19 protein-coding genes are annotated in these 24,171 nt (G+C 69.8%); 14 read left to right on the forward strand and 5 right to left on the reverse strand.

Features of this window, described 5'->3' with window-relative positions:
- Positions 1 to 114: 114 nt before the first annotated feature.
- A complete protein-coding gene (pcrA, locus tag ABT352_RS08130; RefSeq protein WP_350943417.1) occupies positions 115 to 2,379 on the forward strand; it encodes a DNA helicase PcrA in 2,265 nt (754 codons plus the stop codon).
- Positions 2,380 to 2,655: 276 nt separating this feature from the next.
- On the opposite strand, the gene ABT352_RS08135 is transcribed toward pcrA, so the two are convergent.
- Both ABT352_RS08135 and ABT352_RS08140 read right to left on the reverse strand, forming a co-directional pair.
- Positions 2,656 to 3,564 (reverse strand): hypothetical protein, encoded by a 909-nt coding sequence (locus tag ABT352_RS08135; protein WP_350943419.1) that lies wholly within the window; start codon positions 3,562 to 3,564, stop codon positions 2,656 to 2,658.
- Positions 3,565 to 4,021: 457 nt separating this feature from the next.
- The gene (locus ABT352_RS08140) at positions 4,022 to 4,903 is read right to left on the reverse strand and encodes a hypothetical protein (RefSeq protein ID WP_350943420.1); all 882 of its coding nucleotides are present in this window, start codon (positions 4,901 to 4,903) and stop codon (positions 4,022 to 4,024) included.
- A gap of 464 nt (positions 4,904 to 5,367) precedes the next feature.
- Here ABT352_RS08140 and icmB point away from each other — a divergent pair, with 464 nt between their 5' ends.
- The 4 genes from icmB to ABT352_RS08160 all read left to right on the forward strand — a co-directional run bounded on the left by icmB (position 5,368) and on the right by ABT352_RS08160 (position 9,969).
- On the forward strand, positions 5,368 to 5,775 hold the full coding sequence (gene icmB, locus ABT352_RS08145; protein ID WP_350943422.1) for a coenzyme B12-dependent isobutyryl CoA mutase small subunit: 408 nt from the start codon (positions 5,368 to 5,370) through the stop codon (positions 5,773 to 5,775).
- 288 nt (positions 5,776 to 6,063) lie between these two features.
- Entirely contained in the window at positions 6,064 to 7,245 is a 1,182-nt protein-coding gene (sucC, locus tag ABT352_RS08150; RefSeq protein WP_350943424.1) for an ADP-forming succinate--CoA ligase subunit beta, read from the forward strand.
- Positions 7,245 to 8,120 carry a succinate--CoA ligase subunit alpha gene (gene sucD, locus ABT352_RS08155; RefSeq protein ID WP_350943426.1) on the forward strand — a complete coding sequence of 292 codons (876 nt, stop codon included), beginning with the start codon at positions 7,245 to 7,247 and terminating at the stop codon, positions 8,118 to 8,120. The genes sucC and sucD overlap by 1 nt, the downstream gene beginning before the upstream one ends.
- A gap of 187 nt (positions 8,121 to 8,307) precedes the next feature.
- A complete protein-coding gene (locus tag ABT352_RS08160; protein WP_350943428.1) occupies positions 8,308 to 9,969 on the forward strand; it encodes a cell division protein PerM in 1,662 nt (553 codons plus the stop codon).
- A 214-nt stretch (positions 9,970 to 10,183) separates the two neighbouring features.
- Here the strand turns inward: ABT352_RS08160 and ABT352_RS08165 are convergent, their stop codons facing one another.
- Complete coding sequence (locus ABT352_RS08165; protein WP_350943430.1) at positions 10,184 to 10,594, reverse strand: hypothetical protein; 411 nt, start codon at positions 10,592 to 10,594, stop codon at positions 10,184 to 10,186.
- Between the two features lie 112 nt (positions 10,595 to 10,706).
- Between ABT352_RS08165 and purN the strand changes: the two genes are divergently transcribed.
- The 3 genes from purN (at position 10,707) to ABT352_RS08180 (ending at position 13,219) form a co-directional block, all read left to right on the forward strand.
- On the forward strand, positions 10,707 to 11,294 hold the full coding sequence (gene purN, locus ABT352_RS08170) for a phosphoribosylglycinamide formyltransferase (protein ID WP_389975996.1): 588 nt from the start codon (positions 10,707 to 10,709) through the stop codon (positions 11,292 to 11,294).
- A gap of 46 nt (positions 11,295 to 11,340) precedes the next feature.
- A complete protein-coding gene (gene purH / locus ABT352_RS08175) occupies positions 11,341 to 12,885 on the forward strand; it encodes a bifunctional phosphoribosylaminoimidazolecarboxamide formyltransferase/IMP cyclohydrolase (RefSeq protein ID WP_350943432.1) in 1,545 nt (514 codons plus the stop codon).
- A 151-nt stretch (positions 12,886 to 13,036) separates the two neighbouring features.
- Positions 13,037 to 13,219, forward strand: coding sequence for a hypothetical protein (locus ABT352_RS08180; RefSeq protein ID WP_350943434.1), 183 nt, complete (start codon positions 13,037 to 13,039; stop codon positions 13,217 to 13,219).
- Positions 13,220 to 13,529: 310 nt separating this feature from the next.
- Here the strand turns inward: ABT352_RS08180 and ABT352_RS08185 are convergent, their stop codons facing one another.
- Positions 13,530 to 14,186: an FHA domain-containing protein gene (locus ABT352_RS08185; protein ID WP_350943436.1), complete on the reverse strand. Its 657-nt coding sequence runs from the start codon at positions 14,184 to 14,186 to the stop codon at positions 13,530 to 13,532.
- A gap of 181 nt (positions 14,187 to 14,367) precedes the next feature.
- On the opposite strand from ABT352_RS08185, the gene ABT352_RS08190 reads away from it, so the two are divergent.
- The 3 genes from ABT352_RS08190 (at position 14,368) to ABT352_RS08200 (ending at position 17,255) form a co-directional block, all read left to right on the forward strand.
- Positions 14,368 to 15,489, forward strand: coding sequence for a citrate/2-methylcitrate synthase (locus ABT352_RS08190; RefSeq protein ID WP_350943438.1), 1,122 nt, complete (start codon positions 14,368 to 14,370; stop codon positions 15,487 to 15,489).
- Positions 15,490 to 15,636: 147 nt separating this feature from the next.
- Positions 15,637 to 15,927 carry a DUF3017 domain-containing protein gene (locus ABT352_RS08195; protein ID WP_350943439.1) on the forward strand — a complete coding sequence of 97 codons (291 nt, stop codon included), beginning with the start codon at positions 15,637 to 15,639 and terminating at the stop codon, positions 15,925 to 15,927.
- 113 nt (positions 15,928 to 16,040) lie between these two features.
- Positions 16,041 to 17,255 (forward strand): NADP-dependent isocitrate dehydrogenase, encoded by a 1,215-nt coding sequence (locus tag ABT352_RS08200; RefSeq protein WP_350943440.1) that lies wholly within the window; start codon positions 16,041 to 16,043, stop codon positions 17,253 to 17,255.
- 160 nt (positions 17,256 to 17,415) lie between these two features.
- On the opposite strand, the gene ABT352_RS08205 is transcribed toward ABT352_RS08200, so the two are convergent.
- Positions 17,416 to 19,017, reverse strand: a complete 1,602-nt coding sequence (locus ABT352_RS08205) for a hypothetical protein (protein WP_350943441.1) — start codon at positions 19,015 to 19,017, stop codon at positions 17,416 to 17,418.
- A 245-nt stretch (positions 19,018 to 19,262) separates the two neighbouring features.
- Here ABT352_RS08205 and ABT352_RS08210 point away from each other — a divergent pair, with 245 nt between their 5' ends.
- From ABT352_RS08210 to ABT352_RS08220, 3 genes are all read left to right on the forward strand, one after another.
- Positions 19,263 to 21,731 carry a protein kinase domain-containing protein gene (locus ABT352_RS08210; protein ID WP_350943442.1) on the forward strand — a complete coding sequence of 823 codons (2,469 nt, stop codon included), beginning with the start codon at positions 19,263 to 19,265 and terminating at the stop codon, positions 21,729 to 21,731.
- A gap of 293 nt (positions 21,732 to 22,024) precedes the next feature.
- On the forward strand, positions 22,025 to 23,002 hold the full coding sequence (locus ABT352_RS08215) for a malate dehydrogenase (protein ID WP_350943443.1): 978 nt from the start codon (positions 22,025 to 22,027) through the stop codon (positions 23,000 to 23,002).
- Positions 23,003 to 23,270: 268 nt separating this feature from the next.
- A complete protein-coding gene (locus ABT352_RS08220; protein ID WP_350943444.1) occupies positions 23,271 to 24,119 on the forward strand; it encodes a hypothetical protein in 849 nt (282 codons plus the stop codon).
- Positions 24,120 to 24,171: the final 52 nt, after the last annotated feature.

Genomic DNA, 24,171 nt, shown 5'->3' on the forward strand with positions numbered 1-24,171 from the left:
GGACCCTTTCGTTTTCCGCGTACCGCTCGGTCGTCACAACCGTGGGCGAGTCCACCCGCATTCCTTGACGACGACTGGACCCGGTTGTCGGTCGGTCGTTCTAACCTAGGGGACGTGTCGATCCCAGCCGCTTCCCTGACCCATCCGTTGCTCGACGGGCTCAATCCTCAGCAGCGCGAGGCCGTCGTGCACCACGGCAGCCCCCTGCTCATCGTCGCGGGTGCGGGTTCCGGCAAGACCCGGGTGCTCACCCACCGCATCGCCTACCTGCTGGGTGAGCGGGGCGTGCAGCCGCAGGAGATCCTGGCGATCACCTTCACCAACAAGGCCGCGAGGGAGATGAAGGACCGGGTCGACCGGCTCATCGGCCCGCGCTCGGCGGCGATGTGGGTGATGACCTTCCACAGCGCGTGCGTGCGGATCCTGCGCCGCGAGGCCAAGCGCCTCGGCTTCCCCTCGGGTTTCTCCATCTACGACCAGGCCGACTCCCAGCGCCTGATGGCGATGGTCTGCCGCGAGATGGACCTCGACCCCAAGCGTTACCCGCCGAGGTCGTTCTCCGCCCAGGTGAGCAACTTCAAGAACGAGCTGATCGACTACGAGACGGCGGCGGCCCAGGCGTCCACCCATCTGGAGCGCAAGCTCGCCGAGGCGTATCGCAACTACCAGCAGAAGCTCACCGAGGCCGGAGCGATGGACTTCGACGACCTCATCATGCTGACGGTGACGCTGTTCCAGATCTTCCCCGACGTGGCCGAACACTACCGGCTCCGCTGGCGCCACATCATGGTCGACGAGTACCAGGACACCAACCACGCCCAATACACCCTGATCCGCGAGATCGCGGGCCGTCCCGAGCCGCGCACCGCCGACGGTGACGTGGTCAGGGAGGGTGGCGAGAGCAGGGTCGCTCCGGCCGAGCTGTGCGTGGTGGGTGACGCCGATCAGTCGATCTACGCCTTCCGCGGTGCGACGATCCGCAACATCCTGGAGTTCGAGCGCGACTACCCGGAGGCGAGGACGATCCTGCTGGAGCAGAACTACCGCTCCACCCAGACGATCCTGTCCGCCGCCAACGCGGTGATCTCGCGCAACGCGAGCCGCAAGCCCAAGAACCTCTGGTCCGACCAGGGCGCCGGGGCGAAGATCATCGGCTATGTCGCCGACAACGAGCACGACGAGGCCATGTTCGTCGCCCAGGAGGTCGACAGGCTCACCGACGACGAGGACGTCGTTCCCGGCCAGGTCGCCGTGTTCTACCGGACCAACGCCGCCTCCCGGGTGTTCGAGGAGATCTTCATCCGGACCGGTCTGCCCTACAAGGTGGTGGGCGGGGTGCGCTTCTACGAGCGCAAGGAGGTCCGCGACCTGCTCGCCTACCTGCGCTTCCTGTCCAACCCGAACGACGTGGTCTCGCTGCGCCGCATCCTCAACGTGCCCAAGCGCGGCATCGGCGAGCGGGCCGAGGCGATGGTCGAGGCGTTCGCGACCAGGGAGCGGATCCCCTACTGGGAGGGGCTGCGCCGGGCGGACGAGGCGCCGGGCATGGCCACCCGCTCGCTCAAGGCCATCGGCGAGTTCGTCGCGCTGATGGACGAGCTCATGGTGAAGGCCGACGACATGACGCCCTCGGAGCTGGCCCAGGAGGTGCTGGTGAGCACCGGTTACCGCCTGGAGCTCACCGCCTCCAACGACCCGCAGGACGAGAGCCGCCTGGAGAACCTGGACGAGATGATCTCGGTCGCCTCCGAGTTCGAGGAGGCGAATCCCGAGGGCACGCTGGTCGAGTTCCTGGAGCAGGTCTCCCTGGTCGCCGACGCCGACCAGATCCCGGCGGCCGACGGCGGTCAGGGCGTGGTGACGTTGATGACGCTGCACACCGCCAAGGGGCTGGAGTTCCCCGTGGTGTTCCTCACCGGCATGGAAGACGGGGTCTTCCCGCACATGCGCTCTCTCGGCGAGCCCAAGGAGCTGGAGGAGGAGCGTCGCCTGGCCTATGTCGGCATCACCAGGGCCGAGCGGCGCCTCTACATCTCCAGGGCGGCCGTCCGTAGTTCCTGGGGCTCACCCGCGTTCAACCCGGCGTCCCGGTTCGTCGCCGAGATCCCGTCCGAGCTGGTCGACTGGCGCAGCGACCCGGAGAAGAGCGCCTGGAGCGCCGCCACCCGCCGCGACTCCCGCCCCGCCCCGGCGAGGAAGCCCGGCGGCAGGCAGATCCCCAACCTCACCCCCGGTGACCGGATCACCCACGACCAGTTCGGTCTGGGCACGGTGGTGTCGGTGGACGGCGTCGCGGAGAAGACCAAGGTCAAGATCGACTTCGGTGGCGGGGGAGAGAAGACCCTGCTGCTGGCGTACGCGCCGCTGGAGAAGCTCTGACCCGCGACCGGCGATCCACGCTGGGCTGACTTACTCCACGGCCCGGAGAGCTCCGTCGCTTCGACCTTCGGGACCCGCGGGTCCGGCACCGGATGACGATGCCGGACGTCGACCGACCGTAATCGAGCGAGAGGTGCCGAGAGCCGGGGTGTCCGGGCGGAGGTGTCCGACGAGTGCCCGGCTGTCGCTCGCCGGGCACTCATCCCGTCCGAGATGCCCTCGGTGATCGTCTCGGACCGGTCTTCGAGTCGCCGATCACCTCGGGCGGCGTGCGGTTCAGCCCTTGAAGATCTCTCCGATGGGGTCCTCCGGCGGGGAGGTGTCACCGATGAGCTCGTCGAACTCGACCACCTGGCCGGCGGGCGGCGCCTTGATCGTGACCTTGGTGCCCCAGCCGGTGTAGCGGGTGTCGTTGACGTAGGACAGCTCGGTGCTGTTGAGGCCCCGGGTCGACTCCGTGTACGACGACACGACCCGGCGGACCAGCTGGTCGGAGCCGACGTAGATCTTCCAGGTCACCGGGAGCGTCGCGGACCTGCCGGTGGGCTTCTTGACCAGCATCGCGCGCACCGCGGGAGAGACCTTGAAGAGCTCGGCCAGCGTGATCGTGCCCGAGTGGACCGTGGTCCGGGTCCCGTCCCACGTCCCGCCGGGACGCTTGGCGGTGGTGCGGGCCAGGGTCGCCCGCAGCGTGGCGGGCTCGACGGTGCTGATGATCTGCTGGACGGCGCTGACCAGGTAGGCCGTGTCGCCGCGAGTGCGCAGCCACTTCTTGCCCTCGGGCATGGACTCGGCGAAGATGCCGCCCGAGGTGTAGGAGACGCCCTTCAGCGAGATCGTCCGCGACGGGGTGAACAGGCCCTTGAGCTCGCCATCCTCTGCGGGCAGGTTGAACTTGGTGGTGAGGTCCGAGGCGACCAGGCCGGTCCTGCCGAACTCCAGCACGCCGCTCCGCCGGGTGAAGATCGCCCGGTGCTTCTTGCCCTCACCGACGACTTTCGTGTTCTCGGTGAGCTTCACGCCCCTGTGGGTCCTGAAGTGGCGCTTCAATGCCGAGACCGGGTCGGCCGCCGAGGCCGTCGCGGCCGGGGTGGTCTTCGCGCTCGCCGGAGTGACGGCGACCAGCGTGGGAGCGATCAGAGCTGCCACGGTGGCGCCGGTGAGGGCGGCGATCATTCGCCTCATCGAGGGGGTCCTCCCGTATGTGTCCTCGCGTCGTCGCTGAGGGCGGAAGAAGATTCTTGCCTATATCCCGAAATATCGGATCAAGAACCGCCGAAGCCGGCGAGTCCCGTGTGACCGAAGAACGCGGAGGGCGCCGACCGCCTGCCGAACCATACCGGGAGCCGAACATGCCGGACAGCCGATCGTCCCAGGCGGTAGGAGGATCCTTCGACGCGCCGGGTCCCGAGCCCGTCAGCTCCCGAGCACGTCAGGTCTCGCATGTGTCGGATCCCGCGCACATGGAAACGCCGCGAGCCGCGCCCGGCGGGTGAGGCCCACCGGGCGCGGCTCGTGTGGTTTCGGGGTGGTCAGCGCGGGACGGTCAACGCGGTGTGATCATCGTGTGGCGACCGGCGAAATGCGATCGGTACGAAGCGATCGGCGTGGTGTGACCGACGCGGCGACCGAAGAAAGACGATCAGCTGGCGCCACTCAGCAGCTGGATGGGGGCGTCGGCCTCCACGCCCTCATCGAGGTCACCGGGCTGGGCGACCTGGTCGGCGGGCGGCGCCTTGACCGTGACCTTGGAGCCCCAACCGGTGTATCGGGTCTCGACCGAGAGGGTCGTCCCTCCCGGGGCGCCCAGGGCGCCGGCGGAGTAGCTGGTGGTCAGTTTCCTCGCGAGCAGGTCGGAACCGAGAACCAGCTTCCACTGCACCACGGTCTTCGACTGCTTGGCGGTCGGGGGAATGAAGATGCCCGCCCGGAACCACGGTGAGACCTTGTAGAGCTCACCGAAGGTGATCTTCCCCGAGTAGGCGGTCGGACGCTTGACCGTGGCGCGCGCGAGCAGGGCCTTGAGCGTCGCGGGTTCGGCCGGGTTGACAAGCTGGCTCAACCGGCCGTTGTTGCCCAGGATGCCGCTGGGAGTCTTCAGCCACGTTTTGTCGTCGGGCAGGAATTGGCCGAAGATTCCGCCGGAGATGTAGGAGGTGTTCTTGACGCGGATCACCCGCTCGGGCGAGGTCAGCCCGGCCAGAACTTTGGCGTCCTCCTCGCTCAGCTCCTCGGAAATCGCCGCGATGTCGCTCGCCTTGAAGCGCAGTTTGGTGGTCTGGTCGGACGCGTTGATTCCGGAGGCGCCGAACTGGAACACCCCCTTTCGCTGGGCCGTGACCGCGCTGCCGTATGAGGCCCGCACCTTCGTGGTGTCGACGTAGGTGACGCCAAGGCCGCTCTTGAACTGCTTCTTCAGCGCACTGACCGGGTCGGCGGCCTGCGCGTGCGCGGTCGATGCCAGCGCCGGAACGCCCAGCATGGCCGTCGCGGCGCACGCCAGACCGGCGATGTATCGCTTCAAAGGAAGATCCTCCTGATTGATCCCTCCACCCCGCTGGGGAGGGGAAACACATTCTTGCGGGGCAAGATCACGAAATGGTAGCGCATTTGGAGGATCGCCTTGAATTAAACGTGCATATTCGGTGCAGAGGCGTCCTCTGGACCTTTGGGGGCCCTACGGAGACACGGGTCTGTTTCCGGTCGACCACGGACGGTCGGTTTCCTTTTTTCGTGGGTTTTTCGCGGGACCTCGGCCCTCCCGCGCATTCCCGCCGGTTTAACCGGGGCACGGTCGTTCGGGCGGCGGCCGTGGCGCCGTACGAGAAAAAACGATGAAATCGGCGCCGCTGTAATGTGGTTCGCGACGGCCCGCCGACTCCGGCGAGATGTGCCGGTCGCGGTGGCCCGCCGACCCCGGTGAGACGTGGCCGGTTACGCTTCCGACAGTTCCCACGTCGCGAGGGGAGCGCAGACAAGGAGGTCTGGATGGATGCCGTGTCAAGAATCCGCGTCGTCATCGCCAAGCCGGGGCTGGACGGCCACGACAGGGGTGTGAAGATCGTGGCGCGGGCGCTGCGGGACGCCGGGATGGAGGTCGTCTACACCGGCCTGCACCAGACGCCCGAGCAGATCGTGCGCACCGCGATCCAGGAGGACGCCGCGGCGATCGGGCTGTCCATCCTGTCCGGCGCGCACATGACGCTCTTCGCGAAGGTGCTGGAGCTGCTGAAGGAGAACGACGCGAGCGACATCGTCGTGTTCGGCGGCGGGATCATCCCCGAGGACGACATGCCCGCGCTCCAGGAGATGGGCGTCGCACGCGTCTTCACCCCGGGCGCCACCACCCAGGAGATCGTCGACTGGGTGCGCAGCGCGATCCCCTCGCCCGTCTGACATCCCCCTTCGGGCCGGTCTCCCGCCACTCCGACGGATCTCTGACAGGTCGCTCGCCGCTCCGGTGAACGATCTCACGGGGCGGCGGCAGGGCCTGTCGGTTCGGCGCTCACAGCGTTCGAGGCGTACGATCTGGAACCCGGTTACCTGGTCATGTCATCAGGCGGGCTAGGCTTCATTGGCGCAAAACCGTCGGGTCATTGGCGCAAAACCGTCGGGCTCCCCTTGGATCATGGAGTCGGCCCGCTCTCATCTGTACACCAGCCGGACAAGCAAGGACGGACCCTCGTGGACCTGTTCGAACATCAGGCGAAGGAGCTCTTCGCGGAGTACGGCATCCCGGTGCCGCGCGGCGTGGTCGCGCACACCGTGGAGGAGGCACGGGCGGCAGCCGAGGAGCTGACCGGCCGTGTCGTCGTCAAGGCCCAGGTCAAGACCGGTGGTCGCGGCAAGGCCGGTGGCGTGAAGGTCGCCGACGACGCCGCCGACGCCGAGCGGAAGGCCACCGACATCCTCGGCATGGACATCAAGGGCCACACGGTCCACAAGGTCCTGATCGAGGAGGCGAGCGCGATCGCGGAGGAGTACTACTTCTCCTTCCTGCTCGACCGCGCCAACCGTACGTTCCTCGCCATCTGCTCCGCCGCGGGCGGCATGGACATCGAAGAGGTCGCGCACAGCACCCCGGAGAAGGTCGCGAAGATCCCGATCTCCCCCCTGGACGGCGTCGACCGGGCCAAGGCCCGTGAGATCGCCCAGGCCGGCGGGCTGCCGGAGGCCGCGCTCGACGGCTCCGCCGAGCTCATCGAGAAGCTCTGGTGCGCCTTCGTCGACGAGGACGCCTCTCTCGTCGAGGTCAACCCGATGATCCTGTCCGCCGACGGCCAGGTGAAGGCCCTCGACGGCAAGGTCACCCTCGACGACAACGCGGCGTTCCGCCAGACGGACCACGCGGCCTTCGAGGACAAGGCCGCCGAGGACCCGCTGGAGGCCGCGGCCAAGGCCAAGGACCTCAACTACGTCAAGCTCGACGGTTCCGTCGGCATCATCGGCAACGGCGCCGGCCTGGTCATGTCGACCCTGGACGTCGTCGCCTACGCCGGCGAGGCGTTCCCCGGCACGCCCAAGCCCGCCAACTTCCTCGACATCGGCGGCGGCGCCTCGGCCGAGGTGATGGCGGCCGGTCTGGAGATCATCATCTCCGACCCCGCGGTGAAGTCGATCTTCGTCAACGTCTTCGGCGGCATCACCGCCTGTGACGCGGTCGCCAACGGCATCGTCTCGGCCTTCCAGCTGCTGGAGGCCCGGGGCGAGAGCGTGAGCCGCCCGCTCGTCGTCCGCCTGGACGGCAACAACGCCGAACTCGGGCGTCAGATTCTCTCCGACGCGAAGCTCCCCGGCGTCGAACTGGTGGACACCATGGACGATGCGGCCAAGCGCGCCGCCGAACTCGCCGCGGTAGGTGCGTAATGGCCATCTGGCTGAACGAGAACAGCAAGATCATCGTCCAGGGCATGACCGGCGGTGAGGGCACCAAGCACACCCGCCGGATGCTCGCCTCGGGCGCCCGCGTCGTCGGCGGCGTCAACGCACGCAAGGCCGGCACCGTCCACGAGGGCCTGCCCGTCTTCGGCACCGTCGCGGAGGCGATCAAGGAGACCGGCGCCGACGTGTCGGTCGTCTTCGTGCCCCCGGCGTTCACCAAGGACGCCGTCAAGGAGGCGATCGACGCCGAGATCCCGCTCTGCGTGGTCATCACCGAGGGCGTCCCGATCCACGACACCACCGAGTTCTGGGCGTACGCGGTCGCCAAGGGCGGCAAGACCCGGATCATCGGGCCCAACTGCCCCGGCATCGCCTCGCCCGGCGCCTCGAACGCGGGGATCATCCCGGCCGACATCACCAGCGCGGGCCGCATCGGCCTGGTCTCGAAGTCGGGCACGCTGACGTACCAGCTCATGTACGAGCTGCGCGACATCGGGTTCTCCACCGCGGTCGGCATCGGCGGTGACCCGGTCATCGGCACCACGCACATCGACGCCCTGCAGGCGTTCCAGGACGACCCGGGCACCGAGGCGATCGTGATGATCGGCGAGATCGGCGGCGACGCCGAGGAGCGCGCGGCCGCCTACATCGAGCAGCACGTCACCAAGCCGGTCGTCGCCTACGTGGCGGGCTTCACCGCCCCCGAGGGCAAGACCATGGGCCACGCGGGCGCGATCGTGTCCGGCTCGGCCGGCACCGCCCAGGCGAAGAAGGACGCGCTGGAGAAGGTCGGCGTCCGCGTCGGCAGGACCCCGAGCGAGACCGCCCGCCTGATGCGCGAGGTCGTCAAGTCGCTCTGACGCACGGCTCCGGGGCCACGGCCCCGCCCACTTTCAAAGGGCGTCCGGCATCCCGCCGGGCGCCCTTCGCCATGCGGTTTCCGTGTCGGCGTCACCCGGATACCACAGGGAGATCCCGTGACGCGGTGCGCGACACGCGGGCGAGGGAGTCCCTTCCGCACCGAAGATCCTGAGAGCATCGACTACTGTGACGGCCCTTTTCGATCAGCTACGGACGGCTCCCCGTAACGTCCTCAGCCGTATCCCCCTGCCCGGCCTCACGGGTGACGACGACGACGCCCGTCGGCCGCTTCCCGTCTCCGGAATGCTCGCCGCCGCGTGGACCCTCGGCGTGGGGCTGGCGGTGCTCACCACGCTCACCCTGGTCGGCTGGATCGCCGCTCCCCGCGGCGCGCTCGGCGCGGGACTGCCCGCGGTGTTCCGCACCGCGTCGCAGCTCTGGCTCGCCGCGCACCACGCGGGCTTCGCGATCCCCGGCGGCTCGGTGGGCCTGCTTCCGCTCGGGCTGACGATCCTGCCCGCCTTCCTGCTGTACCGCGCCGGGATGTGGATGGCCCGCGACGCGGATCTGCGGCTCCGGCTGCCCGCCAGGCTGCCCAAGAACACCCCGAAGGAGGTGTCCAACGCCCGCCGCAGGGCGCAGCTGGTCCTGATCGCGCAGGCGGGCATCTCGCTGGCGGCGCCGTACGCGCTGCTGGCCGGGCTGATCGCGCTGGTCACCAGGAACGAGATCACCCAGCCCTTCCTCGGCGACGTGCTGGCCAGCCATCTGGTGCTGGCCTTCCTCGCGGGCTCGGTGGCCGTCGCCAGGACGATCGGCCCCTGGCGTTCGATGCTGCGCCTGCTGCCCGAGCGGCTGCGCTCGGTCGTGGCCGGGACGTCCGCCGCGCTGGGGATCATGCTCGTCGCGGGCGCCGTCATGGTGGCCGGGGCCGTCGTGGTCAACTTCGGGCAGGTGCGGGAACTCTCCGGGATCCTGGCGCCGGGGTTCGTCGGAGGTGCGCTGCTCCTGCTGGTGCAGGGGCTCTACCTGCTCAACGCCGTCATCTGGGGCCTCGCCTACATCGCGGGTCCGGGGTTCGCGGTCGGCACCGGCACGCTGGTCGCGCCGACGGGCGTGCAGCTCGGCACGGTCCCGAGCCTGCCGATCCTGGGCGCGCTGCCCGAGGCGGGCCCGACGCCGGCCTGGGTGATGATCGTGATCGCGGTGCCTTTCCTCGCCGGGGCCGTGGCGGGTGTCCTGGTCGTCCGGATCTCGCCCTCCCCCTCGTACGAGGGGGCGCCGCTGTGGGGATTCGCCTGCGGGCTCGCGACCGGGACGGTGGCGGGCCTGCTCGCCGCGCTCTCCGGCGGCTCGCTCGGCGGTTCGCGGCTGGCCGCGCTGGGTCCCTCGGGCTGGGAGGTGATGGTCTCGGTGACCCTGGAGGTGGGCGTCGCGGCCGGGATCGCCGCGGGACTGGCCAACTGGTGGTTGATCTTCCGTGGACACAACACGGCCGTCACCAAGGCGGCGGCCAAGGTCGGCACCGCCACCGCACCGGTGCGCAAGGCGGGTGCCAAGATCGCCAAGGCGGCGGCCTCGGCGGCGGGAAAGGTCGGCTTCGCCGAGCCGGAGGAACTCCAGAAACTCCCCGGCTACTGGCTGGACGCCACGGAGTGCGACACCCAGCCGATCCCGGTCATCAGGGACGACTGGGAGGACGAGCACGCCTCGGCCGCGGCGGAGAACCCGCAGAAGGCCCGCCGCCCCGACCCGCCGCGCCCGCCCCGGCGCGACATCGTCGACGAGAGCGACGACAAGGGCGGCCACGTCATCTACGTCGACCCCTACGCCTGGGACCGCGACTGAGACTCCGCGCCGGTCCGGGCCGAGTGATCGATCCAAGCCGGTGAAGCTCTGTGCCGGTCGGAGCCGGGTGATGAGAGCCGAGCAGGTCCGAGCCGGTCAGGGAGGCGCCGGGAGAAGCCTCGCGCCGAACAGGGGCCGACGGATCCAAGCCGGTCAGAGTCGCGCCGGGTGAAGTCCCGTGCCGGTCAGGACCGGGCGATGAGAGCCGCGCCGGTCAGGGAGGGAAGGGGAAGCGCACCTGGCCGGGCTCCAGGAAGGGCAGCTTCTTCTCCATCGCCCGTTCGAGCTGCTCCACGCACTGGTTCTGCGCCGCCACGGTGCCCGCGCCCCTGCCGCACTCGGTGTAGGCGGCCAGCTCGTCACCGAAGTAGAACTGCAGCGACGTCACCGCGATCGAGATCAGCAACGCCGTGGCCGACAGCACGACGCCCACCACGGCGGTGCCCGCCGGCTTGGGGATGGCGCGGAGCGTCCCGATCGCGCGGATCGAGGTGGCGAGGGCGAAGATCGCCATGACGATTCCCGCGAGGGGGAGTAGCAGCGTCATCACCGCCGCGGCGACCGCGAGCCACAGCGCCCTGCGACCGGCGCTCTCAGTGGGCCGGACCTCGACCGGTGGTGTCACCTGACCTCCTTGCATCGTTCGTACGGACAGGCCGATACCCTTGCAGCGGCGTGAGTCCCCGTCCGAATGGAGTGCGTCGGTGTCATCCCAGGCCGTTCGGCTTGTGGTTCTCGTGTCCGGTTCTGGAACCAACCTACAGGCCCTGCTGGACGCTGTGGCAGACGAGACCTACGGTGCCCGGATCGTGGCCGTGGGCGCCGATCGCGGCGGTATCGAGGGGTTGACCCGTGCGGAGCGCGCGGGGGTGCCGACCTTCGTGGAGAGGCTGGCCGATCACCCCACCCGCGAGGAGTGGGATGGCAGGCTCGCCGCCCGGATCGCCGAGTACCGGCCGGACCTCGTGGTCTGCGCGGGGTTCATGAAGATCCTCGGCGCGCCGACGCTGAACGCCTTCCCGGTCCTCAACACCCATCCCGCCCTGCTGCCCTCCTTCCCCGGCGCGCACGGCGTCCGTGACGCGCTCTCGTACGGCGTGCGCGTCACCGGCTGCACCGTGATGCTCGCCGACGCGGGCGTCGACACCGGGCCGATCATCGCTCAGGAGGCCGTGCCCGTGCTGGACGGCGACGACGAGCCGACCCTGCACGAGCGCATCAAGACCGTCGAGCGTCATCTGCTCGTCGACACCGTCGGCCGGATGGCCCGCGAGGGCTGGACCGTCACCGGCAGGATTGTTCGATTCGGACGACCCGGCGGATGAGCCGGGTTCCCGGGGGAAACCCGGAACCAACCAGGAGGAGCACGAAGTGACCCGCATCGCCATCCGGCGCGCGTTGATCGCGGTGTACGACAAGAGCGGGCTGGAGGAGCTGGCCCGTGGGCTCGACGCCGCGGGTGTGGAGATCGTCTCCACCGGGGGCACCGCCGCGAAGATCGCCTCCTTCGGCGTCCCTGTCACTCCTGTCGAGTCGCTGACCGGCTTCCCCGAGTGCCTCGACGGCCGGGTCAAGACGCTGCACCCGCGCGTGCACGCCGGGCTGCTCGCCGACAGCGGCAACCCGTCGCACACCAAGCAGCTCGAAGAGCTGGAGATCGAGCCGTTCGAGCTGGTGGTGGTGAACCTCTACCCGTTCGAGGAGACCGTGGCCTCCGGCGCCTCCGACGCCGAGTGCGTGGAGCAGATCGACATCGGCGGCCCCGCGATGATCCGGGCCGGGGCCAAGAACCACGGCACCGCCGCGGTGGTCGTCGACCCCGCCTCGTACGGCGAGGTGCTGGCCGCGATCGCGGACGGGGGTTTCACCCTCGCCGAGCGCCGCCGCCTGGCCGCCGCCGCGTACGCCCACACCGCCGCCTACGACACCGCGGTGGCCTCCTGGTTCGCGAGCGTCTACGCCGCCGAGGAGGGCGCGTGGCCGCGTTACATGGGCGCGGCCTGGGAGCTGCGGTCGTCGCTGCGCTACGGCGAGAACCCGCACCAGGGCGCCGCCCTGTACTCGGGGCAGAAGGACGGCCTGGCCAACGCCGAGCAGCTGCACGGCAAGGAGATGTCCTACAACAACTACCTCGACGCCGACGCCGCGTGGCGGGCCGCGTGGGACTTCGACGCGCCCGCCGTGGCGATCATCAAGCACCAGAACCCGTGCGGCATCGCGATCGGCGCGGACGTCGCCGAGGCGCACCGCAAGGCCCACGCCTGCGACCCCGTCTCGGCGTACGGCGGGGTGATCGCGGTCAACGCGGAGGTGACCGGGGAGCTGGCCCGGCAGATCGCCGAGGTGTTCACCGAGGTCGTGGTGGCGCCCTCCTTCACGGCGGAGGCGCTGGAGGTGCTCACCGCCAAGAAGAACATCCGGCTGCTGTCCTGCCCCGCGGGGCCGTCCAACCCGGCGGAGTTCCGCCGGATCGACGGTGGCCTGCTGGTGCAGACCGCCGACCGGGTCGACGCCCCGGGCGACGATCCGTCCAACTGGGAGCTGAAGGCCGGACCCGCCGCCTCCGCGGAGGTGCTCGCCGACCTCGCCTTCGCCTGGCGGGCGTGCCGCTCGGTGAAGTCCAACGCGATCCTGCTCGCCTCGGACGGCGCGTCGGTGGGTGTCGGCATGGGTCAGGTCAACCGGGTCGACTCGGCGCGGCTCGCGGTCTCCCGGGCGGGCGAGCGAGCCTCAGGTGCCGCCGCGGCCTCCGACGCGTTCTTCCCCTTCCCCGACGGTCTGCAGATCCTCATCGACGCGGGTGTGAAGGCGGTCGTGGAACCGGGCGGTTCGATCAGGGACGAGGAGGTCGTCGCGGCCGCCGAGGCGGCCGGGGTGACCCTCTACTTCACCGGAACCCGCCACTTCTTCCACTGACCCGCTCCCGCTGCGCGGCCGTCGCGACGACTGTGGCGGCTGCGCACAGGAGATAGGAAAGTGGCGGATTAGACAGGACCACCTGGATGAAAAAGCTTTGACCTGCGGTTAGTCTGAAGCATCCCTTTCGTCACAGTCGTGGAGCCTCCTCATGCCATTGCTCGACCACGCCCTGTACGCCTTTGTGATCATGCATGGTGTCTGGATCAGCCCCTGGATGATGATCATTCTCGCGCTCGGCGCGGCCTACCTCAGTGGGCGGGCGATGGAGTGGATCCCCTTCACCCGCAGGATCATCGAGCGCAAGGAGGCGAGGGAGGCGGAGCGCGGCTGACCCCGCGATCTCGGGCCCTTCTCCCTCGGGGACGCGGAGCAGGCCCGGCGACGCCTGACGGTCATGGCGTCGCCTGGCAGCACGGGCGGTGCCTGGCAGCACGGGCGGCGCCTGACAGCACGGGCGACACCGAATGTCTCGGGCAGGACCGGATCATCCGGACCCGCCCGAACCATTCGGCTCGCTCGTTCGCGAGACCTCGCTCACCGGACCCGCCCGGCACTCACCGGATGATCCGGTCCTGCCCGACCCGTTCGGTGCGCCCGTCCATGAGACCTTGCTCACAGGATCCGCGGCCACCGGGCCTCGCTCACGAGGCCCTGCGGTTCGCGGTGGTGGACGACGCGGTCTGAGGCTCGGGAGCGCCGGCCGCGCGCTGCGGCGGCACCACGGGGGTGGGCCTGACCAGCCCCAGGGCGACGACCTCGTTCGCCAGCCTGGTGCGCCGGTTGGTGCCCTCCGGGATCCGGAACTTCTGGTAGAGGCGCAGGAGGTGCTGTTTGACAGCCGCCTCCGTCACCACCAGATCGTCGGCGATCTCCCTGGCCGTGGCCGGTGCGACGAACGCCTCGTCCGACAGCGCCGGACGGCACAGTGACGTCAGGACATCAACCTCCCGCCTGGTCAGCTCCGGCGCCGCGGCGCGGCGGAGCTCGATCTCCGGGGCGAAGTCCTCGCGTGGCACTCCGCCGATCCTGCCTCGTGCCGCACCGAAGGACACCACGTCACCGTCGTCAAGCACCCTCCGGGCGATCGGCCGACCGTTGACCCGAGTGCCGTTGCGGGACAGGCCCAGGTCAACGACGTACAGGTAGGGTCCGCGCCGGACGAATTCCGCGTGCAGCCGGGAAACACTCGGATCGGTGAGCCGGATGTCCACTCCCCGGCCACGTCCGATCGTCGTGATCTCGGGGCGCAACGGGACCACCTCGCCTGTGTCCTCGATGCGTATGAACGGCCCCTCCACGGCAGTTCCTCCCCAGGTAGCCCGCCGTAACTATTCCTACAGCTCCGGCTTACCCAGACGAGGTGATGGGGAATCGCCTTTGCCAGAAGGAGAATCCCACGTGAAATTGGCGTGCACCTCTCGGGAGGGTTTCCGCTGCTCACAGGTAGACTTCGGGCACAGATAAGCGGAGGAAACACTTATGGCGGACAAACCCACCAAAGGTCTCGCCGATGTCGTAGCCGCATCCACAGCGCTCAGTGACATCGACGGTCAGGCCGGTCGCCTCTTCTATCGTGGCTACGACATCCACGATCTGGCGGGCCGCACCACCTTCGAAGAGACCGCCCACCTGCTCCAGTACGGCACCCTCCCCACCCGGGAGCAGCTGTCGGCGTACGGCGAGGAGCTGGTTCGAGGGCGCACGCTCGGCGCGCTCGTCGAGGCCAACATCCCGGAGATCGCGGAGAAGCAGGCCCCCATGGAGGCGCTGCGCACGCTGGTCTCGCTGGCCGGAGGCGACGATCCCGACAAGGACACCAACGACCCCGAGGCGAACCTGCGCAAGGCCGCCAGGCTGACCGCACAGCAGCCGATCCTCGTCGCCCGCTACCACGCGGCCAGGACGGGCACCGCCGTTCCCGACGCGGACCCCGAGCTGAGCGTGGCCGCGAACTTCCTCCTCCAGATCACCGGCCGTACCCCCGGTGAGCGCGAGGTCGAGATCTTCGACGCCTGCCTGGTCCTGCACGCCGACCACACGATGAACGCCTCCACGTTCGCCGCCCGCGTCTGCGCCGCGACCTTGTCCGACATGCACTCGGCCGTGGTGGCGGCGATCGGCACCCTCAAGGGCCCCCTGCACGGCGGCGCCAACGAGCAGGTCATGCGCACCCTGGAGTCGCTCGACGCGGGTTCCGTCGCCCAGGCCGTACGGGACAGGCTCTCCGCGGGAGAGAAGATCATGGGCTTCGGGCACCGCGTCTACAAGACCGAGGACCCGCGGGCCACGCACCTGCGCAGGATGTCGCGGGAGCTCGGCGAGGCGTCCGGCGACGACACGTACTACCGGATGTCCAAGGAGATGGAGGAGGTCGTCTTCGAGACGAAGGGCCTCTACCCGAACGTCGACTTCTACGCGGCGACCGTCTACCACTATCTCGGCATCCCGACGGACCTGTTCACTCCCGTCTTCTCCGTGAGCCGCATGTCAGGATGGACCGCGCACGTCATCGAGCAGCACGCCGACAACCGGCTGATCCGTCCGGACAGCGAGTACATCGGCGAGCGTGACCAGAAGTGGAAGCCGATCACCGAGCGATGAGCCGGGATCAGGTGATCAGGGATCGTATGACCTGGAATCAGAGGAAATGGGATCATGCGCACCGGGATCATGTGACCCCGAATCAGAAGAACCGGGATCGGACAGGTCGGAATCGATGAGTCGGAGGCGAGAGCGAGTGATGGGCCGGTGAACGCGCGAGCGGTGAACGCGAACGAGGAGCGCTGGGGCGCGTACCCACTGGTGGCGGTCGGCGCGGTCGCCGCCATTGTCTTCGCGGTGCTGCTTGACATGCCCGAGTGGGGCGGTTTCGCCCTGGGTGCCGTCATGACGCTGGGGGCGCTGGCCAGGCTGGCCGGAGGCGGGCGGCTCGCCGTGCGCCGCAAGACGACCGACGTCCTCACCCTCGCGGGTCTCGGAATCGCGCTCATGGTGGGCGGGCTGATCCTCGAATATCCGGCGCTCATGCCGATGCGATAGGTCGGAGGAACGGGTGCGTCGCCAGGCGACGGGCCCGGTCCGATAGCCTCAACGGCCAGTGAGCCTCAAAAAGGACTGTCTGGCCAAATTAGTTCAGAAGGGGAACCACACGCATGCCCAAGATCAAGGTAGAGGGCCCCGTCGTCGAGCTTGACGGCGACGAGATGACCCGGATCATCTGGCAGTTCATCAAGGACCAGCTGATCCTTCCCTACCTCGACGTCGACCTGAAGTACTACGACCTCGGGATCGAGCACCGCGACGCCACCGACGACCAGGTGACGATCGACGCCGCGAACGCGATCAAGCAGTACGGCGTCGGCGTCAAGTGCGCCACGATCACCCCTGACGAGGCTCGGGTGGAGGAGTTCGGCCTCAAGAAGATGTGGAAGTCCCCGAACGGGACCATCCGCAACATCCTCGGCGGTGTCATCTTCCGTGAGCCGATCATCATGTCCAACGTGCCGAGGCTCGTTCCCGGCTGGACCAAGCCGATCATCATCGGCCGTCACGCGTTCGGCGACCAGTACCGCGCCACCGACCTGAAGATCCCCGGCGAGGGCAGCCTCACCCTCACCTACACCCCCAAGGACGGCTCGGAGCCGATCGAGCTCGACGTCTACGACTTCCCCGGCCCCGGCGTCGCGATGGCGATGTACAACCTGGACGAGTCGATCCGCGACTTCGCCCGCTCCTCCATGCGGTACGGCCTGTCGCGCGGTTACCCGGTCTACCTCTCCACGAAGAACACGATCATGAAGGTCTACGACGGCCGTTTCAAGGACATCTTCGCCGAGGTCTTCGAGACCGAGTTCAAGGCCGACTTCGACGCCGCCGGCATCACCTACGAGCACCGCCTCATCGACGACATGGTCGCCGCGGCGCTCAAGTGGGAGGGCGGATACGTCTGGGCCGCCAAGAACTACGACGGCGACGTCCAGTCCGACACCGTCGCGCAGGGCTTCGGCTCGCTCGGCCTGATGACCTCGGTCCTGCTCACCCCCGACGGCCGCACCGTCGAGGCCGAGGCCGCCCACGGCACGGTGACCCGCCACTACCGTGAGCACCAGAAGGGCAACCCCACCTCCACGAACCCGATCGCCTCGATCTTCGCGTGGACCCGGGGCCTGCAGCACCGCGGCAAGCTCGACAACAACCCCGCGCTGATCGACTTCGCGGAGAAGCTCGAGCAGGTCTGTGTCGAGACCGTCGAGGGCGGCCAGATGACCAAGGACCTCGCCCTGCTGGTCGGCGGCGACGCCAAGTGGCTGACCACCCAGGACTTCCTGGCGGCCCTGGACGAGAACCTGAAGAAGAAGATGGGCTGACCGGCACCCGACCGGTCTCCGGCGGCACCGGCCCTCACCCGGCCGGCACCGTCGCACGCAGAACCCGCAGGACCTGTAGAACTCGCAGGACCCGCAGAAAAGGGCCGCCCCACGGCGGCCCTTTTCCCGTTGCGGCCATGGCCCGGCACAGGGGGGCCGGTCACGACGCCGTCGCGGCCCCCAGGACGAGCGAGGCGTCGGCCGGGAGGCCGGGTACGCGGTGCGCCCGTCCGTTGACGGCGTCCACGCGGAAGAAGCCGAGGAGGTCGCCTCCCGCCTTCGCGCTCATCCTCACGACCACCTCGCGGTTGTTCAGCCAGCTCACGACCTCGGCCTCGGCGGGCCGCTTCACCTCGGGAAGCGGGAGCCGTTTGAAGACATCTCGTGATGTGGCGTCGACGATGTGGAGCCGGTGAGGCTTCTCGCCCTTCCCGGTGACGATCGCGGCGGAGTATCTCCCGCTGGGGGAGTCCGACCAGGTCCCGTACCGCTCCCGGAGCCAGGGGGAGATCTTCTCCGCCGGGGACACCTGTTCCGCGGGCAGGGATGTCAGGACGCCGGTCGTGAAGTCGGTGCGCAGACGCCGTTCGCCGAGGGTGACGGTGAAGTGGCGGCCGTTGGGGGAGACGCTCACCGCGGTGCCGTTCTCGGTGTCGGCGGGGACGAGGACCGGCGACAGATGACGCTTCACGCCGCTGCCGAGGTCATGGGCGACGTAGCGGCGCTCCGCCGCGCTGAGGTAGGCGATGCGGCGCCCGTCGCGGCTGACGGCGGGGACGAGCCGGGGGCGCTCCCCCTCGTCCCCGTGTGCGAGGCGCTGGGCGGCGTCGGGGACGCTCAGCGTCGACTCGCAGGGTTTCCGGCCCTCGCAGGCGTTGGGGCCGGGAGCGGGGCTCTCGGGGCCGCCGGGAGCCAGTGTCAGCGTCCAGCCCGCGCAGGTGACGTCTCCGGCCCGCGCCGGGGGTGCGGCGTCGCCCTCGGGACACGGTGCCGGGACCGCGTAGCGGATCACCGAGGAGGTCCGCGGAGCCTGCCACGGCGCCGGGGCGCCGCCGGGTTCCCCGCCGGCCTGTTCCCGGCCGTCGGGCGTGGAACCGTCCGGCTCCCGGCCGTCGGGCTCGGGGCTGGAGACCGCCCGTACGGGCTCCTGTGCCGCGCGGGCCTGGTTGCGCTCGCCCAGCGCCGAGTTCCACACCTCGCCCTGCTGGAGCACGATGAAGGCGGCGACCAGTCCGACCGGGACGAGCGCGGCGGCCACGGTGAGCAGGACCCCCCTGGCGCGGCGCCGCCTGAGCGTGCGCATGGACCGGGCGGAGAGATCGGGGACGGAGGCCTCACCCGCGGCGTTGGCCATCCTGGTGATCAGGCGGCTCTCACTGCCCTTGGTGAGGGTGTCGACCGCCTCGGCGATCTCCGCCTCCACGGTCTTCTCCGGCAGCCCGAGAAGGGAGGCCATCTCCGCGCGGGACCTGCCGTCGTGCAGGCAGGCGACCACGAGAAGCCGCTGCCGGGGCGGGATCCGTACCAGCGCCGTCGGCCCCGCCGCGCTCGGCCGCTGGAGGAAGCGGCGGTAGAGCGCGATCTGGGCGTGCGTGGTGGGGTTCTCCCACAGCGGCGGCGGCCAGGAGAGGGCGACGGTGTGGAAGGAACGCAGGGTGAGGCGGATGGCCTGCTCGTGGCTGCCGGTGAGGAGAAGGGCGGTGCCGACGAGGGAACGCTGATCGCGCTGTACGAACTCGCGATAACCGATATATCGGCGCATGGAAGTTTTTGCTCCGGCTTGCCTGAGGGACGTACAACGGTAGCGATCTAAGCGGCTGGAGCGCCAGATTGGGGTTAATGTCGGAAATTGGGCGGGTGGGATGCCCGTTGTTTCTCGGCGTGACACGACCGGAAGGCCGGTCGTTCCCGGAGGGAATATGAGGTCACGTCGGGATAACAGCGGGAGAGGGCGGGTCATGGCGCCGTAAAGTTTGCCACGTCGAAGATTACGAGACCGTGGGGACGATGATGCCGGATATCGCGCCACTGGAAGCGGGAGAGCCGCGCCAGCTCGGGCCGTTCCGCGTTGTCGGGCGGGTCGGCGAGGGCGGGCAGGGCGTCGTCTACCTCGGGATCAACGCCGCGGGGGAGCGGGCGGCGATCAAGTTGCTGCACGTGAAGTTCTCCGGCGACGCCATCGCGAGATCCCGGTTCGCCAGGGAGGCGAGGGCGGCCCAGCGGGTCGCCTCGTTCTGCACGGCGGGCGTGATGGACGCCGACCTCGAAGGCGACACCCCCTACATCGCGAGCGAGTACATCGAGGGCAGGTCGCTGCGCGAGGTCGTGGAGACCGACGGCCCCCTCAGGGGCGCCCCGCTGCAGCGGCTGGCGATCGGCACGGCCACCGCGCTCACCGCGATCCACCACGCCGCGATCGTGCACCGCGACTTCAAGCCCGACAACGTGCTCATCGCCGCCGACGGCCCGAGGGTCGTCGACTTCGGGATCGCCCGCATCCTCGACTCCACCGGAACGATCACCAGCCGGGCCATCGGCACCCCCGCCTACATGGCGCCCGAGCAGATCTCCGGCGCCGACGTCGGGCCGCACACCGACGTCTTCGCCTGGGGGGCGACCATCGCGTTCGCCGCGACCGGCGAGACCGTCTTCGCGGGCGGCTCGATCGCGGTGGTGCTCAACCGCATCCTCAACCACGAGATCGACCTCGGCATGCTGCCGGAGCCGCTGCGCGGCGTGGTCGGTTCGGCGCTGGCCAAGTCGCCCGCCATGCGCCCCTCGGCCGACCAGCTCCTGCTCCGGCTGCTCGGCCATCCCGAGACGGCGAACGCCTCGCCCGCGATCCTCACCCAGGGCGCCCAGGTCGCCGTCCCCAAGTCCTCCCGCGACGAGCCTCGGTCTCGTACCCAGGACCGTGACCAGAGCGGTGACCGAAGCGGTGACCAGGGCCGTTCCCATGGGCAGGGCCTTTCCGACGGGCAGGGCCGTGAGCGGGGGTACGCCCGCGACGTCGGCGGTCAGGGCCGTGACGACGACGCCACCAGCCCCATGCGGACTCCGAACCCCAGGACGGGCGGTCTCCCGAACGACCCGCCTCTCCCGTCCACGGGGTTCCAGGTCCGGCATCCCGCCCACGACCGGCGTACCCACCCCGGCCACGGCGATCAGAGCGGAGGGACTCACCCGGGGCAGGGAAGCCGGACCGGGGCCGGCCAGGACGAGCGCCGCGCACCCACCGACCACGGCGGGCCCTCACACGTCCCCACATCCCCGGAGTACCCGTCCCTCCCGGACCACCGCGCTCCCGAGTCGTATCCCCCGGAGTATCCGTCCTTCCCCGGCCACCGCGCTCCCGAGTCGTATCCTTCGGAGCGGCGCCTCCCGGACCACCGCCCGCAGGAGCACCGCTCCTCGGGCCGTCACGACCATCCGGCCTCTCCCGACCACCGGGACCGCCTGCCGTCTCCCGACCACTGGGACCGGTCCCCGTCTCCGGGGTCTCCCGGGTACGTGGGGTACGCCGGGGAGGTGCCGCCGCCCAGCTGGCAGGCGGCCACGATCTCCGACGGGACACCGAAGACGCAGAAGACGCCGCGCCGCCCGCGTGGGAGGCGCTGGATCGCCGCCGCGGTGGCCGTGCTGCTGCTCGCCGCCGGGGCGGTCGCCGCCTACCGGTGGTGGCCGAGGCCCGTCGACAAGGGCGGGCCGGAGGAACCGGTCCCGACGGCGTTCACCTCCGTGGCGGACAAGGCCGCCAAGACCGGCAAACTCGTCATCGGCCTGCGCGACTCCCTGCCCGGCATCGCGCTGAAGAACCAGGGCAGGTGGAGCGGCTTCGAGGTCGACCTCGCCCTTGAGATCGCCAAGGCGCTGGGGGTGCCGGAGAGCGGCGTCACCTTCCGGGCCACCGCCCGTCCCGACCGGCCGAAACTGCTGGCGAACGGTGACGTCGACCTCGTCCTGGCCACGTACTCGATCAACGACACCGACGACGTCACCTTCGCGGGGCCGTACTACCTCGCCCACGTCGACGCCCTCGTCAAGGACGGCTCGCCGATCGTGACCGTGAAGGGCCTGGAGGGCAGCCGGATGTGCCAGCCGGACTTCAGCGCGGCCGTGGCGGTCCTGCAGGGCGCGGTGGAGCGGCTCACGCTGGTTCCCGCGAAGACCTATTCCGACTGCGTCAACAAGCTGGCCGCCGACGAGGTCGACGCGATCCCCGGTGACGACCTGCTGCTCGCCGGTTTCGGCAACCGGGAGAGCATCCGCTACAAGCTGCTCGGCCTGAAGCTCACCGACGAGCGCTACGCGGTGGCGCTCAAGAGGGGCGACGTGCGCGCCTGCGAGGCCGTCAGGGGGGCGATCGCCGACCTCTACCGGAGCGGCACGGTCCGTAAGCTGCTCGACAAGCACTTCTCCAAGGTCGAGTTCCCTGAGCGGGAGAACAACCTCCCCACCATGGCCCCCTGCTCCTGACGCGCCGTCACACGACCTCGCCGGGGAAACCGGACCCGGAGGGAGCCGGTCACCCGGTCGTGACATTCGGCCGACGTCCGGAGACGGGCCGGCGGTCCACCGGTGGACACCGGTGTCCACCGGCGTCCATCGGTGGATGGACGTACGGAGGTGCTCTCACCCACGGTCGGCGGGGCGTTCGTCGCACCGGTCCTGCCACCCGGAGGGCCGATCAGGGCACTCGCCGGACGGTCGTCCGCGGTGGACGGGTAGCATCCGAGCGTCACAATTCATCCTTCGAGTGGGGGAAGGTCATGGCCCAGACTCCCGTAAAGGTCACCGTCACCGGCGCCGCCGGTCAGATCGGCTACGCGCTGCTTTTCCGCATCGCCTCGGGCCAGTTGCTGGGCGCTGACGTCCCGGTCAAGCTGAGCCTCCTGGAGATCCCGCAGGCCGTGAAGGCCGCGGAGGGCACCGCGATGGAGCTCGACGACTGCGCGTTCCCGCTGCTCAGCGGCATCGAGGTCACCGACGACCCGAACGTGGCGTTCAGCGGCGCCAACATCGCGCTGCTGGTCGGGGCCCGTCCCCGCAGCAAGGGCATGGAGCGCGGTGACCTCCTCCAGGCCAACGGCGGCATCTTCGGCCCGCAGGGCAAGGCGATCAACGACAACGCGGCGGACGACATCCGCGTGCTGGTGGTCGGCAACCCGGCCAACACCAACGCGCTCATCGCCCAGCAGCACGCCCCGGACGTCCCGGCCGAGCGCTTCAGCGCGATGATGCGTCTCGACCACAACCGCGCGATCTCCCAGCTCGCCGCCAAGCTCCAGGTCCCGGTCTCCGAGATCAGGAAGATGACCGTCTGGGGCAACCACTCGGCCACTCAGTACCCCGACCTCTTCCACACCGAGGTCGGCGGCAAGATCGCCGCTGAGCTGGTCGACGACGCCTGGCTGCGTGACACCTTCATCCCCACCGTCGCCAAGCGCGGCGCCGCGATCATCGAGGCCCGGGGCGCGTCCTCGGCCGCCTCCGCCGCCAACGCGGCGATCGACCACGTCTTCGACTGGGTCAACGGCACCGACTGGACCTCGGCGGCGATCCCCTCCGACGGCTCGTACGGCGTTCCCGAGGGGCTCATCTCGTCCTTCCCCGTCGCCTCGCGCGACGGAAAGTGGGAGATCGTCCAGGGGCTGGAGATCGACGCCTTCTCGCGCGAGCGCATCGACGCCACGGTGCGCGAGCTGGAGGAGGAGCGTTCCGCGGTGCGCGAGCTCGGTCTGGTCTGAGCGGCCACGCGGCCAGGCGGTTTTCGATCCGAGCACCTGCACGTTCTCCGGTCCGAGCCCGTCACGCGGTCTTCGACCTGAGCCGCCCCGCGAACGGGGCCCCGGCACGTGCCGGGGCCCCGTTCGCGTTCCCGGCCCTTTCTCCGCGCGGCGGCGGGAGGTTCCCCCACGCGGCGGCGGGAGGCTCCTTCGCGGTGCGGACGGCGAGGGGAGAAAGCGGCGTGTCGATCGTCGCGGAGCGGCGTGACCCGGCGTTCAATGATCACTTGTGGCCGGGGGATCGGTGTTCAGGGAGTACGCCGCGGTGAGGGTCGTCGCCGGGGTGATCTGTCTCGCGCTCGTCGCGACACCTCGGGGAGCGTTCGCCTCGCCAGGGGACGACACCTGGGGGGCCGCCGACCTGTCGGTTCGGCTCACGGCCTCCCCGAAGCGCGCGCAGCCGGGGCAGCCGATCACCTACCGGGCCGAGGTGCGCAACGACGGGCCGGGGGACGCGGTGCTTCCGCTGCTCACCGTCCGGTTGCCGGAAGAGGTGGCGGTGATCGGCGTGAACGTCGCCGAGTGCCGTCCCGGCGCGGTGGCAGGGGAGGTGGTCTGCCCCTCGGTGAAGGATGTCATGGCAGGTCAGGCCGGTGGGGTGACGATCACGGGGCTGGTGAGGTCCGGCGCGAGGGGGCCGCTGAGGGCGAGCGCGACGATCTCCTCCGAGGTCGTGGACGACGACGAGACGGACAATGTCTCCGAGACGCTGACCGAGGTGGACGAGGGTACGGATCTGGCGGTCCGGTTGTCGCGGGTGGCGCGTACGACGCGGGCGGGCCGCCTGGTGACCGTGGCCGCGGTGGTGCGCAACCGGGGACCGCGGCGCGTCCACGACGCGGGGGTCCTCTTCGACACCGGCGGGGCGCGCCTCATGTCGGCGAGGGGGGCGCGCTGCGACTCCCTCCCCGCCTATGTCGGGTGCAGGCTTCGTACGGTCGGCGCGGGCAGGCGGGTGAGCTTCACGCTCGCCTTCGTGGCCCGCGCGCACGCGCCCAGGGCCGAGGCGACCGTCTACTCTCTTCGGCTGGGCGACCGCCGTCCCGCCAACAACACGGCTCGCCTCCGCTTGAGGTAGGCGTGGCCGCCCGGCCGCACGTTTCCATGGACGGCGGCAGACGGCGGCAGGC

Origin of the sequence: Streptosporangium sp. NPDC000563 (genome assembly GCF_040299985.1) — a bacterium.
Lineage (GTDB): Bacteria > Actinomycetota > Actinomycetes > Streptosporangiales > Streptosporangiaceae > Streptosporangium.

What these genes read in the sequence shown, in the direction of transcription:
- ABT352_RS08190 (WP_350943438.1), top strand. Translation starts at nt 14,368, where the DNA reads ATGGCGGACAAACCCACCAAAGGTCTCGCCGATGTCGTAGCCGCATCC.
- sucD (WP_350943426.1), top strand. Translation starts at nt 7,245, where the DNA reads ATGGCCATCTGGCTGAACGAGAACAGCAAGATCATCGTCCAGGGCATG.
- ABT352_RS08200 (WP_350943440.1), top strand. Translation starts at nt 16,041, where the DNA reads ATGCCCAAGATCAAGGTAGAGGGCCCCGTCGTCGAGCTTGACGGCGAC.
- ABT352_RS08215 (WP_350943443.1), top strand. Translation starts at nt 22,025, where the DNA reads ATGGCCCAGACTCCCGTAAAGGTCACCGTCACCGGCGCCGCCGGTCAG.
- ABT352_RS08210 (WP_350943442.1), top strand. Translation starts at nt 19,263, where the DNA reads ATGATGCCGGATATCGCGCCACTGGAAGCGGGAGAGCCGCGCCAGCTC.
- icmB (WP_350943422.1), top strand. Translation starts at nt 5,368, where the DNA reads ATGGATGCCGTGTCAAGAATCCGCGTCGTCATCGCCAAGCCGGGGCTG.
- ABT352_RS08180 (WP_350943434.1), top strand. Translation starts at nt 13,037, where the DNA reads ATGCCATTGCTCGACCACGCCCTGTACGCCTTTGTGATCATGCATGGT.
- ABT352_RS08135 (WP_350943419.1), bottom strand. Translation starts at nt 3,564, where the DNA reads ATGAGGCGAATGATCGCCGCCCTCACCGGCGCCACCGTGGCAGCTCTG.
- ABT352_RS08205 (WP_350943441.1), bottom strand. Translation starts at nt 19,017, where the DNA reads ATGCGCCGATATATCGGTTATCGCGAGTTCGTACAGCGCGATCAGCGT.